The organism is Bradyrhizobium sp. NAS80.1, assembly GCF_001908205.1.
Taxonomy (GTDB): domain Bacteria; phylum Pseudomonadota; class Alphaproteobacteria; order Rhizobiales; family Xanthobacteraceae; genus Bradyrhizobium.
In genome coordinates this window covers 13,597-28,348 of record NZ_LGHL01000139.1, presented here as the reverse complement: position 1 = coordinate 28,348, position 14,752 = coordinate 13,597, and the positions used below count along the sequence as shown (strand labels likewise).

The window sequence follows — 14,752 nt, the reverse complement described above, 5'->3', positions numbered from 1 at the left end:
ACCCCTTAGGATCCAAGCGAGTGCGGCCGCACGACCACGCCATCCTTGTTCTGCATGTAGAGAACCGGTGTTATCCACTCGGAAAAACCGAGGTGGAGAAGCTCAAGCCTGGTGAACACCATTGCCTGGTGAAGAGGAACTCCGAGCGTCAAGTTGTTGAAGAATGCGGGGCTAAACTGGGTCGCCATAACGTCGCTGACGTCAAATTGCATCGCTACAACTCCCGCGATGCTTCCGCCCCGCACCAGGTTTTCTGCCGTACTTGCAAAACGATCGCCGTCTTGAACGTGGGCTCCTCTGCATGAGTTCAAGATGACGAGTTTAGGGCCCAAAGGTTGCGTTAGGAGGCCCTTCAATACATTAGCATGGAGTAGTTCGTGGCCGTTTCCTCCATCCTCTTCGAGTACGATATGAGATGGGAGTCCATGCCCAATGAACAGAAAGACATCCCATCGAGCGCCATTGTCTCCCTGCGCCAGTCGTCTCTTCAGCTCTCTGTAGGTGCCCGCAGCAGTCCAGCACAACTTCACTTCGCTGGTGGATCGCAAGGCTTCTTCTAGGCCAGCTTGTTCCGCGTCGGCGTCCAATTCGTCGGGCGTCCCCACGAATTCCTTTGGCGCCGAGATCATTCCGAGAACACGGATAGGCGGCTTATCGTAAATGTGAAGGTCTTCGTCCTGCATCGTTGCGGCACGCGCAAACGGGGTTGCCCCATACAAGCAAAGATGGAAATTGCCACGCTTGTCGAACAAGGTTTCCCACGGAACGTAAGCGAGTTCGGGCGGTTCGACGAGGAGCTTGATGGGTAAATTCGCGCCTGAGATGCGCTGCGCCTTTGCGAGAGATTCCCTGTAAAGGGCGTACACCTCTTGCTGAAAGAGGCAGTCGAACAGCTTCGTGCCGATCTCTTGAATGTTCTTGACGTCTGCGCCTGCGGTAAACCCGTAGCCGCCACCCCTGACTGCTAGTGCTGGCTCGCCATGATCCAAAATAGTTTCGCAATGCGGTGAGGGATTCGTGCCCGTCACCTTCGTCCGAGCCGATAATCGGCTCCTGAGGCCCTCAGTTGTCGTCAGGATTGATCTCTGAAGGGGCTGGAGTTTTTCGCGAAGATCGTCCGGCAGCATGCCGAGATCGGCGTCGGTAACTTTGCTGTCAAGCTGGGCAAAAACCTTGTACGCACCCGGCCCCCCGGTGATGCGTAACTTCAATACTGGTGAACTCATAGCAACCACCTTGATGTCAGTCGCTAGATTCGTTCTCTCGGCTAAAGTGCTTCCCTGTTTGTTTGGATTGCCGAAGTCACCTGTACGAGTAAAGCATGCTAACACAACTCGCTATGTGAATTGCTTCACACCGACGCTATGTTGTTTTACTCGCACTGTGTTTCGCGGTGCCCGCATTGGGCTCTGCTCGCAGATGTGTCGGTCATCATGACGTTTCGCCACGAATGAAAGCGTTTTGCGGCCAACATAGATGGATGGCGGCCCGGAACTCACGACACTGTAGCTAAGGGGCACATCGCCGTACTCATGGTCACCGACCCTGCGATCATCCGGGTGGGGCCGAACGCCGATCGGCAGGCGGGCGCCAGGGCGTTCGCCTATTCGCGTCGGCGCGCGGCGTGAGGGGCGTCTGCGACCGACTAGTGTCGCGTTGCCAATCTTGGGCGATCGATTCGCGGAGACGCCGTCCTTGGTGATACCGAGACAGCCGTTAGTAACAGCCCCTCAGGTCAGCGCCGCCAGAGGCTGGCTCGGCTGGACTCAGGAATACCTGGCGAAGCAGGCGGTATCTCAAAGCACACGTGTCGAGCACGGACGCTCCTGATTCGGGCCTTAACCGCTTACGCTCATGCGACTTCGGGCACCGCGTTTCAGAGACGACGCATTGGCTCCTGTCCCACGTTGGCGTCTTCACGACCTCGAGTCGCAGCTACAACCGTTGGCCGGCGTCCTAGAACGGGTTCTTTTTGCCTACGTCCTTCGACAGGGTCCCGGGCACCAAGGTGGCGACGGCCTGACGATGCTTGCTGCACTCCCGGGCAAGATCCGGGCCGCTGAGGTTATCCATGCCTGACGCCGTCAGGCCTTTCTGAGCGGCCTGCCAGGCGGTGTCGCGCGTCGCCTTCGGCACGCCAATCTCGTTCAGGCTGGATGCAATCTTGTCCTTCATCGCCGCGATTTCGGGCGCCTGGAAGGCCTCGCCCCGATCAGCGCAGAAATCGGCCAGCGCGAAGGCGGTCAGCAAGATCATCGTCGCCGTGTCCATCTGGCTCTTGATCTGTTTTGCAAAAATAGGGGCCTCGATCCCGGTGCCGCCCTTTTCGATATGCTCTGCGACTACTGAGTTGAGTTCTCTGCCGGCCTCGGCCCAGGGCTCCCAGCCCTGAAAACGCCGTCGGCATGACGCTGTGCGTCAGCCAGTTCTTTTCGGTTTGTTGTTTGATGACCCTCAGGCGCTGCACTTCGGCGTCGGTCAGCTTGCCGCGCCCCTTGAGAGCCTTCAGTTCGGCCAGGATCGCCGGTCCGTTCTTGACGTCCGTGACGTCGGCTTGAGGGGGTGACTGCGCGAGAGCGGTAGGTGAAGCAGTGGCAAGGCTCAGCAGCACAAAGACGATACGCGCGTAGTTCATCGAATTCTTCCAGCCAGTTATCCTACTTCGGATAGAGGCTGGAACCTGCGCGGTCAATCAGCGGCTAGAGCCGCCTAGATATCGATCGTCGCGCTGAGGGAGTGTTCCTGGATAAAGTCGCGGCGCGGCTCGACCACGTCGCCCATCAGCTTGGTGAAGATATCGTCGGCCTCGTCGACCTCCTTGACCTTCACCTGCAGGAGCGAGCGCACGTCGGTGTCGAGCGTCGTCTCCCAGAGCTGCTCCGGGTTCATCTCGCCGAGACCTTTGTAGCGCTGCAGCGTGATGCCCTTGCGGCCGGCCTCGGTCACCGCTTCGAACAGGTCGACCGGTCCATGGACCATGTGCTCGCTGTCCTTCCGCCGCAGCTTGCCGGAGCGCGCATAGACGTCCTGGAGTTTCGTCGTGTACTCGTCGAGCTTGCGGGCTTCGGCCGAGCCGAGGAACGCATCGTCGATGATTGCCGCTTCCTTGACGCCGCGCACGGTGCGCTCGAACTGGAAGCCCTGGCCCTCGACGAATTGACCGACCCAGCCGCGTTCGACCTCCTCGGCCTGGTTGTCCAGCCGGCTCGCGATGTATTGCGCCGCCGCGGCAGCGTTCTCGGGATTGCCGTAGATCGACTTGTTCAGCACGCCGGTGATGGCGGCCTGCTCGATGACCTTGCGATTATAGCGGCTGTGCAGATTGCGCAGGATGCTGCGGACGACGCGGGCGTCGTCAACCAGCGCGCGCAAATCGCGCCCCGTTCGGTCGCCGCCGGTGCCGGGGACGAAGACGCAATCGTCGAGCCCGGCGTCGATCAGATAGTCCTCCAGCGCCCGCTCGTCCTTCAGATACTGCTCGGACTTGCCGCGCGAGACTTTATAGAGCGGCGGCTGGGCGATATAGAGATAGCCGCCGTCGATGATGTCGCGCATCTGCCGGTAGAAGAAGGTCAGCAGCAGCGTGCGGATGTGGGCGCCGTCGACGTCGGCGTCCGTCATCACGATGATCTTGTGATAGCGCAGCTTCTCGACCGAGAACTCGTCGCTGATGCCGGTTCCGAGCGCGGTGATCAGCGTGCCGATCTGCTCGCTCGACAGCATCTTGTCGGGGCGGACGCGTTCCACGTTGAGGATTTTGCCGCGCAGCGGCAGCACCGCCTGGAATTCGCGGTTGCGGCCCTGCTTGGCGCTGCCGCCTGCCGAGTCACCCTCGACGATAAAGAGTTCGGATTTCGCAGGATCCTTTTCCTGGCAGTCGGCGAGCTTGCCGGGCAGCGAGGAGACCGAGAGCGGGCTTTTGCGCGTCAGCTCGCGCGCCTTTCGCGCGGCTTCGCGGGCAGCGGCGGCCTGGATCACCTTGCCGACGATCATCTTGGCTTCTGAGGGGTGCTCCTCGAACCAGGCCTGGAGCGCCTCGTTGAGCACGTTCTCGACCACGGGGCGCACTTCCGAGGACACCAGCTTGTCCTTGGTCTGCGACGAAAACTTCGGATCGGGCACCTTCACCGACAAAACGGCGGTGAGGCCTTCACGGCAGTCGTCACCGGTCAGCGCGATCTTTTCCTTCTTGGCGTTGGCCTCGGCATAGCCGTTGACCTGGCGCGTCAGCGCGCCGCGGAAGCCGGCGAGATGCGTGCCGCCGTCGCGCTGCGGGATGTTGTTGGTGAAGCACAGCACGTTCTCGTGGTAGCTGTCGTTCCACCACAGCGCGGCCTCGACGCCGATGCCGTTGGCTTCAGCGCGCACCATGATCGGCGTCGGCACGATCGCCTTCTTGTTACGGTCGAGATATTTGACGAACTCCTCGACGCCGCCGGAATAGTGCATCTCCTCGCGCTTCTCGACTGCGTGACGCATGTCGGAGAGGGCGATGTTGACGCCGGAGTTGAGGAAAGCGAGTTCGCGCAGCCGGTGTTCGAGCGTCGCGAAATCATATTCGATGTTCTTGAAGGTCTCGGTCGAGGCGAGGAATGTTACTTCCGTGCCGCGCCTGCCTGGCGCGTCGCCGACCACCTTGAGCGGTGCGACGGCATCGCCATGGGCGAATTCGATATAGTGTTCCTTGTCGTCGCGCCAGATGCGTAAGCCCAGCTTGCTGGACAGCGCGTTCACGACGGAGACGCCGACACCGTGCAGGCCGCCGGAGACCTTGTAGGAATTCTGGTCGAACTTTCCGCCGGCGTGGAGCTGGGTCATGATGACCTCGGCCGCCGAGATGCCTTCGCCCTTGTGGATGTCGACCGGAATGCCACGGCCGTCGTCGCGCACGGTTACGGAATTGTCGGCATTGAGCACGACGTCGACGCGCGTGGCGTGGCCCGCCAGCGCCTCGTCGATCGCGTTGTCGACGACCTCGTAGACCATGTGGTGCAGGCCGGAGCCGTCGTCGGTGTCGCCGATATACATGCCCGGGCGCTTGCGGACGGCATCGAGACCCTTGAGCACGCGGATCGATTCCGCGCCGTATTCGCTCGCGTTGGAGGGCTCGTTTTCGGCACGCGGCTGCCGAGCAGGTTCTGTCATGAGTGGCCTTCGAGGATATCGCCCGAATCAGCGGCGCAAAAGGCGCTGATTTGCAGCTATTTGTGCCATGAAAGACGCATTGCGCCTAGCGCAAAGTATCTCCTGGCAACCCTTTGAGCAGATAGGGTTTTTAAGCCGCTTTTCAAGGCCTTTTAGGGCCGATTTGGGAGCCTGAAAAAAGCGCGATTCGAAGTCCCGTTTTGGGCCTCTCGGATGCCTGGTTTTTGCGGGTCCGGCAGGGTGGTTCCGAGGCGCGTGGGCGCCCCCGGAACAGCCCTTGGACCTCAATACATCTGGAGTGGCAGCACGTCTCCGGTCGGCCCCACCATCAGGCCCCAGGCATCGCCGGCGGCCACGGTGAGGGTCTCGGTGCGGGCAGGACGCCCAGGCAGGCGCAACGCGTACTGATACTTGCCCGGCGGCAGATCGAGCATCGGGCCTTTGGGCGATTGCGGGCCGCCGGCGCCGGCCGCAATCTTCACCGTTTGATTGTTGATTGTCAGTGAAGCTTCCTTGGTCCCGATATTGCCGAGCATAAGCCTCGCCTGTCCTGCCTTCGGCATGATGTCGGCCTTGGCCGCGGCCTGCGGATTCCGCAGCACCAGGCTGACCGTGGTCTCATTCCCGGCGCGGCCGAGCTTCAGCATGGCCGGTCCCTCCGGCGCGGTGAACGCCAGCTCTGCCCGCTCGGCCGTCAGGAGCGCGCCGTCGGTCTTCTCCTGCCAGCCGCGTTTGGAAAGCTCCGCACGATAGAAGGCGAGGACGTCGCTGAGTTCGGCCGGGATGCTGGCCTCGAGCTCGGTCCGGAACGACTGGTCGCTGCCGGGCAATTTCGTCGAGCTGATTCCGGTCGAGCTGTGCAGCGTCGGCACGGGGAGGGCGGCATTGGGATCTGGCTTGAGCGGCTCGGCCGATTTGGCCTGTACCGGTTTGGCTTGTGGCGGCTTCGCCGCAGCGACGATGAGGCCCGAGCCGTGGGCGCTGACATTCACCTTCGCGCCCATCTGCATCACGGTCATCGAGATCGACTTGCCGCCCTTGGAAAATTCCATCACCGCCATGTTGGGCTGGTTGATGACGGAGGGCTGCTCTTTCCAGCCGGCCGGCTTCAGCGCCGCGCGATAGAACGCGGTGAGCGCCTTCACGCTCGACGTGGCGGAGAATTCAAGCCGGCCATCGTCGCCTTCGAACTCCACGCCCTCGGCGGTTTCGGGCAGCGGCAACGACGTCTTGCTGTCGGCGAGCGCATTGAGCGGTGCATCGGACAGTGCGGCCGCCTGCACCTTGCGCCGGGCTTCGTCGGCGGCGATGACCTGCCTGGCCGCGGCTTCCGCATCGCTGAAGAACTTTTCGTCGGCCTCCTTCTTCGCCTTGGCGCGGGCGGCAAGTGCCGATTCCTTTACCTGCGCGGTCAGGCTGACCATGGTGAAATCGTATTTGCGGCCAAGCCGCAGCAGGCCGGTTTCCTCGGCCGAGGAAATCTTGATCGCGACCTCATCGCCGGGTGAGAGCGGTGCGCTTCCATCCTCCTGCCAGCCGCGCGCGGCGAGCTCGCGATGATAGAAGGCGAGCACAGCGGGCAGCTCGGCCATCGCAGCGGCCGACATCTCGCGTTTGTCGGAGCTTGCGCTGCCGAGACTCTTGGCTGTCTTGGTCGGATTCGGCCGCGGCAGGCCGGCAAGATCGCCATCGGCCTTGAGCTCGCCGGGTAAGGCGAACGGCGCGACCCGGATGTCGACATTGGTGCGGCCGTCGTCGCGGCGCGTCAGCGTCAGCATGACCGGCTTCTGCCGGTAGAAGCCGGTCTCCTGGCTGTCCGGATGCGCGTAGAACGCGCGCACGCCGTTGGGAACGGTCTCATCCAGGCTGGTCGTCCAGCGGGCGGCGGTTTCCGGCGTGAGCTTCTGCCAGCCGATCGCAGCCATCTCGCGGCTGTAGAAATCCGACGTCGCATCGAGCGCGCCGGGTGCGATGCAGCCGAGATAGGGCCGGGTCCCGTCGAACATGATGTCGCTCGCGCCTTCGGGAAACGGCACGTTCGAATAGATCCGGTCAGTCGTGTAGGTGACCACCGACTGGTCCGGCCGGCCGAGGGCTTGCGTGAAATGAACGGAAAGGCCCTGCCGTCCTTTCCTAAACTTCAGCGTGGTGCTCTTCTCCTCCAGAGGCATAGGGCACCCAGCTGTTGGCGCTGAGCAATTTGCGGACTGCGGGCAATGTCACCGCCTGCGGCGTCGGCACGCGATATTCCACGCGGTAGGGATCGGGGCGCGAGGTGTCCTCCACCGCACCCTCGAGCTGCGGCAGCGCGTGGACATCGACGATACCCTCGTCGGCGGCAGCCGCGATCGAGCAGCTCGCCACCAGGAAGAGGCCGCATGCAAGCAGCCGCCATCGTGCCGGGATTTGCGTCCCGCGCCGGATCGTCGACATCGTCAAAACTCCTGAATTTCGCACACCGCCCTGGCTCGCGCGCGATTGTGACGGCTGCGACACCGTCGGCGCGGCCTCAGACGACTAGTCGCGGCGGAAACCCGTGAGGTTCAAAGAGCGTGCAGCGCTCAATACAGCTGGAGCGGCGACCACAGGTCTCCGTCGGGCCCGATCGTGACTTCCCAGGCATCGCCGGCCAACAGCTCGATCGTTGTGTCGCGGTCCGGGTGGCCCTCGACCTTCAATGCGTAGGCGTACTTGCCCGGCGGCAGATTGAACAGCGGAGCCTCAGGGCGTTCCTTGCCGGCGCGGGCGGGGAGCGTGACGGACTGGTTGTCGAGGGTGAACACGGCGTCCTTGTCGCCGAGATTGGTGAACATCAGCGCCGCCCGGCCGGGCTTGGGCATGACGTGCGCTCTGGTCGCGGCATCCTGGTTTCGCTGCACAAGATGGACCGAGGTGCTGCTGTCCGTGCGGACGAGCTCCAGCGCCGCCGGCCCCAGCGGAGAGGCGAAGGCGAGCCGGACGTGATCGGCGGCGACCACCGCGCCATCGTGCTGTTCCTGCCAGCCGAGCTTTCCGAGCTCTGTGCGGTAGAAGGCGAGGACGTCGCTGAGGTCCGCGGGGATGCGGGCTGTGAGCTTGGTCCGGAGCGGGGCTGCGATGCCGGGCATCTTGGTGGTGTGGGTTCCTCTGAAGCTGTAGCGGGTCGGCGCCGGCAGGGCGGCATCGGGATCCGGCTTGAGCTCGGCCGAAATCAGCGGCGACAGATGCGGCACCCAGGCGCTGGCGCTTGCTGCGAGCATGCAGATCGCGAGCAAGAAGAGGCCGCACGCAAACGCCGGCCATCGTGCCGGAGCTTGCGCCCCGGGGCCTTACCGTCCGCATCTCACTCTCCAGGGATGTCGCACGTTTCGAGTGTCATCGCGCGATTGCAGCGGCTGCGACACGCCGGCGCGGCCTCAGACAGCTAGTCGCGGCGGAAAACGGTCCGGTTCAATGGGGAAGTCTAGCGCCGGGCCGACACCCGCCCGCTCTCGACGTCAAAGACCTCGCCGCCGGCGCCAATCTCGGCAAACGCGGCCGGGTCCGCGCCGGTCAGCCAGACCTGTGCGCCGAGCTTGCGCAGCTCGTCGAACAGCGCCGCGCGCCGGTTCGGATCGAGATGGGCGACGACCTCGTCGAGCAGCAGCAGCGGTACGATGCCGGTCATCTCGGCGACCAACGTCGCATGCGCCAGCACGAGGCCGATCAGCAGCGCCTTCTGCTCGCCGGTCGAGGCATCGCGTGCCGGCATGCTTTTCGGCGCATAGATCACCTGGAGATCGGTGAGGTGCGGGCCGTCGGTGGTGCGGCCGGCAATGGCGTCGCGCGGTCGGTTGTCGCGCAGGATCTGGCGGTAGCGGTCCTCGACCGACGTCGCGGTCTCGGTGAGCAGCGCGTTCTCCATCCAGCCGTCGAGCGCAATTTGCGCCGAGGGAAAGGCGGATGCCTGTGCGCGCGAATTCAGCATCCCTGTCAGCCGCGCCGCGGTCTGGCCGCGCGTTGCCGCGACCGCGACCGCAAGCTCCGCGGTCTCGCGCTCGATCGCATCACACCAATGGTCGTCGTAATTGCGCGTCTCGAGCAGGCGGTTGCGAGAGCGCAAGGAGCGTTCGAGCGCGTTGATGCGGCTGGAATGCTCGTTGTCGAGGGCGAGCACCAGGCGGTCGAAGAAGCGCCGCCGCTCGGAGGCCGCGCCCATGAACAGCCCGTCCATCGCCGGCGTCAGCCACACCATGCGGATGCGGTCGCCGAAGGCGGCCGCTGAATTGACCGGCTCGCGGTCGATGCGGCAGCGCCGGCTGACCGCGGCATCAGTGCGCGGCGCGTCGATGCCGGTGCCGAGCGTGGCGAGCCCGAGCGCGCCCTCGACCTGCGCCGAGACTGCCCAGGAGCCGTCGCCCTGATTGTCGGCAACGTCTTCCAGCGTGGCGCGCCGCAAGCCGCGACCCGGCGAGAGGAACGAGATCGCCTCGATGCAATTGGTCTTGCCCGCCCCATTCGGCCCGACCAGCGCCACCATGTCAGCCGCCGTCTCGAGCCCCGCCGCCCGGTAATTGCGAAAATGCGTCAGCGTCAGGCGATGAATGCGGGAGGGGGTCATGTTATCTTCGTCATTGCCGGGCTTGACCCGGCAATCCATCGCCCGCGTCAGCAGGCAATTTCATCATATAGGTCTTGCCACGCGGGATTGTTCTTCACGATCAGATCGATCTTCCACTCGCGTGACCAGTGTTTCATGTTCTTTTCGCGCTGAAGGGCAGCGGCGATTGTTTCGTGCGCCTCGAAATAGACCAGAGTCTTCACCCCGTAACGTTTGGTGAAGCCGTCTGTCAGACCTTCGCGATGTTCGTAAACGCGTCGGACCAGATTGTTCGTGACGCCGATGTAGAGTGTTCCACCGGGCTTGCTGGCGAGAATGTACACCCATTAGGTCATCTTGTTCGATGGATGGCCGGGTCAAGCCCGGCCATGACGAGAGGGAGAAATATCCTCACACCCGCATCGGCATCAGCACGTAGAGGGCGCTCTTGTCGTCGCGGTCCTGGACCAGGGTCGGCGAGCCGGGGTCGGCGAGCTTGAGAATTGCGACGTCGCCTTCGATCTGGGCGGCGATGTCGAGCAGATAGCGCGAGTTGAAGCCGATATCGAGGGCGTCCGAGGCGTATTCGACCTCGAGCTCTTCGGTCGCGCTTCCGGAATCCGGATTGGTCACCGACAGCACCAGCTTGCCCGCCGACAGCGACAGTTTTACCGCGCGGCCGCGCTCGCTCGAAATCGTCGAAACGCGGTCGACCGCGTTCTCGAAATCCTTCTTGTCGACGACGAGTTCCTTGTCGTTGCCCTGCGGGATGACGCGGCCATAATCGGGGAAGGTGCCGTCGATCAGCTTCGAGGTCAGCACCACATTGCCGATGATGAAGCGGATCTTGGCCTGCGACAGCTCGATCGTCATCTCGGCCTCGGTGTCCTCGATCAGGCGCTGCACCTCGCCGACGGTCTTGCGCGGCACGATCACGCCGGGCATGCCGGCCGCTCCCTGCGGCTGAACCAGATCGAGCTGGGCGAGGCGGTGGCCGTCGGTGGCGACGCCGCGCAGGGTCGCGGCAGTGGCGGTGCCGGCGGCGTGCAGATAGATGCCGTTGAGATAATAGCGCGTCTCTTCGGTCGAGATCGCGAACTGGGTGCGGTCGATCAGCCGCTTGACGTCCTTGGCGGCGAGCGAGAACGAATGCGACATGTCGCCGGCCGCGAGATCCGGGAAATCATTCTCCGGCAGGGTCTGGAGCGTGAAGCGCGAGCGGCCGGCGCGGATCGCCAGCACGGCGCGGTCGCCGTCGGCCTCGAGCACGATCTGCGAGCCGTCCGGCAGCTTGCGCACGATGTCGTAGAACATGTGCGCCGGCACGGTGGTGGAGCCCGCGGTCGCGGTTTCTGCGGCGAGTGTCTCCGTCACCTCGAGGTCGAGATCGGTCGCCTTGAGCGATAATTTCGCGTTCTCGGCGCGGACCAGCACGTTGCCGAGGATCGGAATCGTGTTGCGGCGCTCGACCACGCGGTGGACATGGCCCAGCGACTTCAGGAGTTGCGCGCGTTCGACCGTAACCTTCATTGCACTACCCGCCCGATCCCCAAGATGGAAAAGCGATGGAAAAGCCGGGCGGCCGGAAGCGCGCCACGGCACCGAAGACCCCGGAAAGCCGGATCATCCAGCCGATATGACCAAAGCCGCCGAGGTCGTGCAAGGTGGCGCGGAAAGCCATCCGTTTCAAGGGATTGGGGTGCAGTTCCCCACGATTTACCGGCAAAAGCAATGCCGCCGCCCAGGCGTGGCCGGGGCGGCGGGGGGGATCGGGAATGGGGGAGATTTTTGCGCTTATTCCTGAAGCTGGCGCTTCAGCGACTCGACCTCTTCCGACAGCGCCGTGTCCTTGGAGACCAGGGACTCGATCTTGCGTACGGCGTGCAGCACCGTGGTGTGGTCGCGCCCCCCGAAACGGCGGCCGATTTCCGGCAGCGAGCGCAGGGTCAGCGTCTTGGCGAGGTACATCGCCACTTGCCGCGGGCGGACCACGTTGGCGGTCCGGCGCGAGGACAGGAGGTCGGAGCGGCTGACATTATACTGCCGCGCCACGATGCGCTGGATGTCCTCGATCTTGATCCGCTTCGGCTCCTGCGGCCGGACCAGGTCGCGTACCTCGCGCTCGGCCATCTCCAGCGTCACCGGCTGGTTGTTCAGCTTCGAGTGGGCAAGAAGCCGGTTGATCGCGCCTTCGAGATCGCGGCCGTTATGGGTGATGGTGCGCGCCAGATAATTCAGCACCTCCTCCGGTGCGTCGAAGGTCGCATGATGGGTGCGGGCGGCGGCGACGCGCGATTTGAGAATGCCGAGCCGCAGCTCCTCGCCGAGCGAGCCCATCTCGACCACGAGACCGCCGGCCAGCCGCGAGCGCACGCGATCATCCAGGCTTTCGAGATCGGACGGCGGACGGTCGGCCGCGATCACGACCTGGCGGCCGGCGTCGATCAGCGCGTTCAGCGTGTGGCAGAACTCGGCCTGCGTCGACTTGCCCTGCAGGAACTGGAGGTCGTCGATCACGAGCACGTCGATGCCGCGCAGCGCTTCCTTGAAGGCGAGCGCCGTCTGCGTCTTCAGCGCGGCGACGAAGCCGTACATGAATTTTTCCGCGGTGAGATAGAGAACCTTGCGCTCGTTGCCGGAATTGCCGGCCCAGGTCACCGCCTGCAACAGATGCGTCTTGCCGAGGCCGACGCCGGCATGGATGTAGAGCGGGTTGAACATCACGGGATCACCGCGACGTCCTTCTGCCACCTGGCGCGCTGCCGCATGCGCCAGCGTGTTGGAACGACCGACGACGAAGCTTGCAAAGGTCAGGCGCGGATCGAGCGGCGAGCCGCCGAGCGCATCGTGATTGGCCGAGACCGGTGCAGTCGCAGTCGAGCGCAGCTCCGGTGCGGGGACGCGTCGCGTCTCGACCGGCGCCGGTGCTTCCTTCTGCTGCACGACCGGGCGCACCGCCGAACGAACGGTGAGATCGATGCGATGCACCTCCGGCATTTCGGCCTGCCAGCACGACAACACGCGCTCGGCGTAATGAGCCTGAATCCAGCTCTTCAGAAAGCGCGTCGGAACCGAGAGCCGCACGCTCTCGTCCTGCACACCCTCGAGGTCCATGCGTGCAAACCAGCTCGTATAGACGTCTTCACCAACGCTCGAGCGCAGCCGACCCTTCACGCGCGACCAGCGATCCTGTTCCGATGTGTTCATCGTAAAAAAACTTCTCTTGAGAGGTAAAGTTGCGTTGTGAGCGCCATGCAGGGTTCCTGCCATCAGGGTTCCTGTCATGGCGCGACCTCAAAGCGAGTCCATCGTCAGACATGGCTCGACCGTTCGGCGGAAACGCCGCGTCCGATCAGCGATGTCAGAGATGGAGGGGTCGCGAGGTCAGCGCGTACTCGGCGCTTCGTCACACGCCGGAGGCTGGAGGTCGGACTTATCTAGAACGGCATCGTTGGAATTGGAAGTGTGATTCAATACCGCGTTGAGTCCGTTAGACATGATACCTCCCCGTCCTGCCGTGATCGCTCACGGCAAGGTACTACGTGTCCTGAAGACAACCACACCGGAAACTCCGTTACGGATGTCCTGCCCGTCTGCACTAATCGTTCACCCGGCTTCGCCGTCGCGCATGTCGGGTAGCTTCATTGTGTCTCTCACTTTCCCCCTTTTGCGCTTGGCGCGAGCGAGATGCATAAGATCTCGCCTGGAGACATTCAGACAAAGAGCTACCGTTCCCACATTGCTATGGGTTTTGTACCGACAATCGCTTGTTGAAGCGTCGCCAACGTGCACACCGCCGCCGATTTGCACGCTCGCCCCGATTCCAAAACCGCGCTGGTCTCAAGATCGTGGGCGCCGCGAACGGCTTAAGGAATACACTAAGCCGAAAGACTCGCAACGGAATTGATTCAGACTCGCGGCATCTAAAAACTTGAACTGCGTTAACGCCGCGCGCGACTTGTGCACAAGCTTGAGAGCAAGTTTTTGAATCCGTGCGCAGATTCGAAAACCAAACGCGCTGTGTGACAATTGACGGACAGCAGCCAAAAATATTTTACAAAACCTTCACGCACGTCCCGCGCGAGGTCATTTTCCAAATGCTTGGCCTCGCTATGTGGATAAGTGATTATCCAAACATCGTTTTTCGAGTCTCGTTTCACAGGGTAACTCCGGCGCTGTGAATCTGTGGTGTGAAAAGCTCTCTTGCCCGGCGATTGCATTTGTGCCCGTGCCGCAGGAGTTTTTCGCAGCGCAGTGAAAGTTTCCGCTGTTGCAAAATCACCCGCGGTAAGACTGGCTGACGCGTCGTGGTGCCGGCGATGCAAATCTTCCGATCGTTGATTGGCCGTCGCGCGACTGCTCTTGCGAATATGACAGGCAACAAAAAAGCCCGGCGCGATGCCGGGCTGATTTGACGAGCGCGATGTTCGATCCGTCGATCGACGGATCAGCTCGCCATTACTTGGCGAGCTTGGCGATCTGCGCGGTGAGCCGCGAGACTTTGCGGCTGGCGTTGTTCTTGTGAATGATGTTGCGCTGGGCGGCGCGCATCAGGGCGGGCTCGGCACTCGCCAGCGCCTTGACGGCGGCGGCGCGATCGCCGGTCTTGATTGCTTCTTCGACGTTGCGCACGGCGCCGCGCATCTGGGTGCGGCGCGACTTGTTGACGGCGGTGCGGCGGGCGATCTTGCGCGTCGCTTTCTTGGCGGAAGTGGTGTTGGCCATGGTCTCAATGTCCTTTGCGGTACCGGTCGCGTTTTGGTCGGGTAGCGCCGGCTGCTTGACCGCTTAATCGACGCTCGGATTTAGGGTGTTCGGTTGCTAGGCTGTCCCCGGAACATGAGCGACGGACTTGCGACCATCTCTGAGGCTCAAGGAGCCTGCAACTGCTCAAAGAACAGCGGCGGCAGGATTGCGCCCACCGCCAGTTGGCGCCCTTATAGAGAGGGTCTGCGGCACCGTCAACGCTTTCCAGGCCCGGAACACGGGCCCCAGGCGGGCCGGATGGGCTCCGTAACGCCCTGAAGTGGTTGAATTTCTGCCGTCCTC

General features: G+C 63.1%; 11 protein-coding genes and 1 pseudogene. All 12 read right to left on the bottom strand.

What is annotated here, in order from left to right; genetic code table 11:
* Window positions 1–5: 5 nt before the first annotated feature.
* The gene (locus AC629_RS29270; RefSeq protein ID WP_084808328.1) at window positions 6–1,226 is read right to left on the bottom strand and encodes a CHAT domain-containing protein; all 1,221 of its coding nucleotides are present in this window, start codon (window positions 1,224–1,226) and stop codon (window positions 6–8) included.
* Window positions 1,227–1,956: 730 nt separating this feature from the next.
* Complete coding sequence (locus AC629_RS29265) at window positions 1,957–2,256, bottom strand: hypothetical protein (protein ID WP_143199534.1); 300 nt, start codon at window positions 2,254–2,256, stop codon at window positions 1,957–1,959.
* Window positions 2,213–2,635, bottom strand: coding sequence for a hypothetical protein (locus tag AC629_RS45740; RefSeq protein ID WP_143199533.1), 423 nt, complete (start codon window positions 2,633–2,635; stop codon window positions 2,213–2,215). The genes AC629_RS29265 and AC629_RS45740 overlap by 44 nt, the downstream gene beginning before the upstream one ends.
* A 74-nt stretch (window positions 2,636–2,709) precedes the next feature.
* A complete protein-coding gene (gyrB, locus tag AC629_RS29260) occupies window positions 2,710–5,145 on the bottom strand; it encodes a DNA topoisomerase (ATP-hydrolyzing) subunit B (protein ID WP_084808326.1) in 2,436 nt (811 codons plus the stop codon).
* A 284-nt stretch (window positions 5,146–5,429) separates the two neighbouring features.
* A pseudogene (locus tag AC629_RS29255) lies at window positions 5,430–7,578 on the bottom strand (hypothetical protein).
* Window positions 7,579–7,706: 128 nt separating this feature from the next.
* Window positions 7,707–8,384 carry a hypothetical protein gene (locus AC629_RS29250; protein WP_143199532.1) on the bottom strand — a complete coding sequence of 226 codons (678 nt, stop codon included), beginning with the start codon at window positions 8,382–8,384 and terminating at the stop codon, window positions 7,707–7,709.
* Between the two features lie 203 nt (window positions 8,385–8,587).
* Window positions 8,588–9,724 carry a DNA replication/repair protein RecF gene (recF, locus tag AC629_RS29245; RefSeq protein ID WP_084808360.1) on the bottom strand — a complete coding sequence of 379 codons (1,137 nt, stop codon included), beginning with the start codon at window positions 9,722–9,724 and terminating at the stop codon, window positions 8,588–8,590.
* Window positions 9,725–9,771: 47 nt separating this feature from the next.
* Window positions 9,772–10,047 (bottom strand): GIY-YIG nuclease family protein, encoded by a 276-nt coding sequence (locus AC629_RS29240; RefSeq protein ID WP_245332035.1) that lies wholly within the window; start codon window positions 10,045–10,047, stop codon window positions 9,772–9,774.
* Window positions 10,048–10,114: 67 nt separating this feature from the next.
* Window positions 10,115–11,233: a DNA polymerase III subunit beta gene (dnaN, locus tag AC629_RS29235; RefSeq protein WP_084808325.1), complete on the bottom strand. Its 1,119-nt coding sequence runs from the start codon at window positions 11,231–11,233 to the stop codon at window positions 10,115–10,117.
* 4 nt (window positions 11,234–11,237) lie between these two features.
* Window positions 11,238–11,435, bottom strand: a complete 198-nt coding sequence (locus AC629_RS45735) for a hypothetical protein (RefSeq protein WP_143199531.1) — start codon at window positions 11,433–11,435, stop codon at window positions 11,238–11,240.
* Window positions 11,436–11,497: 62 nt separating this feature from the next.
* Window positions 11,498–12,910, bottom strand: coding sequence for a chromosomal replication initiator protein DnaA (gene dnaA, locus AC629_RS29230; protein WP_084808324.1), 1,413 nt, complete (start codon window positions 12,908–12,910; stop codon window positions 11,498–11,500).
* A gap of 1,251 nt (window positions 12,911–14,161) precedes the next feature.
* Window positions 14,162–14,428: a 30S ribosomal protein S20 gene (gene rpsT / locus AC629_RS29225; protein ID WP_084808323.1), complete on the bottom strand. Its 267-nt coding sequence runs from the start codon at window positions 14,426–14,428 to the stop codon at window positions 14,162–14,164.
* Between the last annotated feature and the right edge of the window lie 324 nt (window positions 14,429–14,752).

Coding starts and splice junctions, on each gene's coding strand:
- AC629_RS29270 (WP_084808328.1), bottom strand. CDS start 1,226: ATGAGTTCACCAGTATTGAAGTTACGCATCACCGGGGGGCCGGGTGCG.
- AC629_RS29265 (WP_143199534.1), bottom strand. CDS start 2,256: ATGATCTTGCTGACCGCCTTCGCGCTGGCCGATTTCTGCGCTGATCGG.
- AC629_RS45740 (WP_143199533.1), bottom strand. CDS start 2,635: ATGAACTACGCGCGTATCGTCTTTGTGCTGCTGAGCCTTGCCACTGCT.
- gyrB (WP_084808326.1), bottom strand. CDS start 5,145: ATGACAGAACCTGCTCGGCAGCCGCGTGCCGAAAACGAGCCCTCCAAC.
- AC629_RS29250 (WP_143199532.1), bottom strand. CDS start 8,384: ATGCTCGCAGCAAGCGCCAGCGCCTGGGTGCCGCATCTGTCGCCGCTG.
- recF (WP_084808360.1), bottom strand. CDS start 9,724: ATGACCCCCTCCCGCATTCATCGCCTGACGCTGACGCATTTTCGCAAT.
- dnaN (WP_084808325.1), bottom strand. CDS start 11,233: ATGAAGGTTACGGTCGAACGCGCGCAACTCCTGAAGTCGCTGGGCCAT.
- dnaA (WP_084808324.1), bottom strand. CDS start 12,910: ATGAACACATCGGAACAGGATCGCTGGTCGCGCGTGAAGGGTCGGCTG.
- rpsT (WP_084808323.1), bottom strand. CDS start 14,428: ATGGCCAACACCACTTCCGCCAAGAAAGCGACGCGCAAGATCGCCCGC.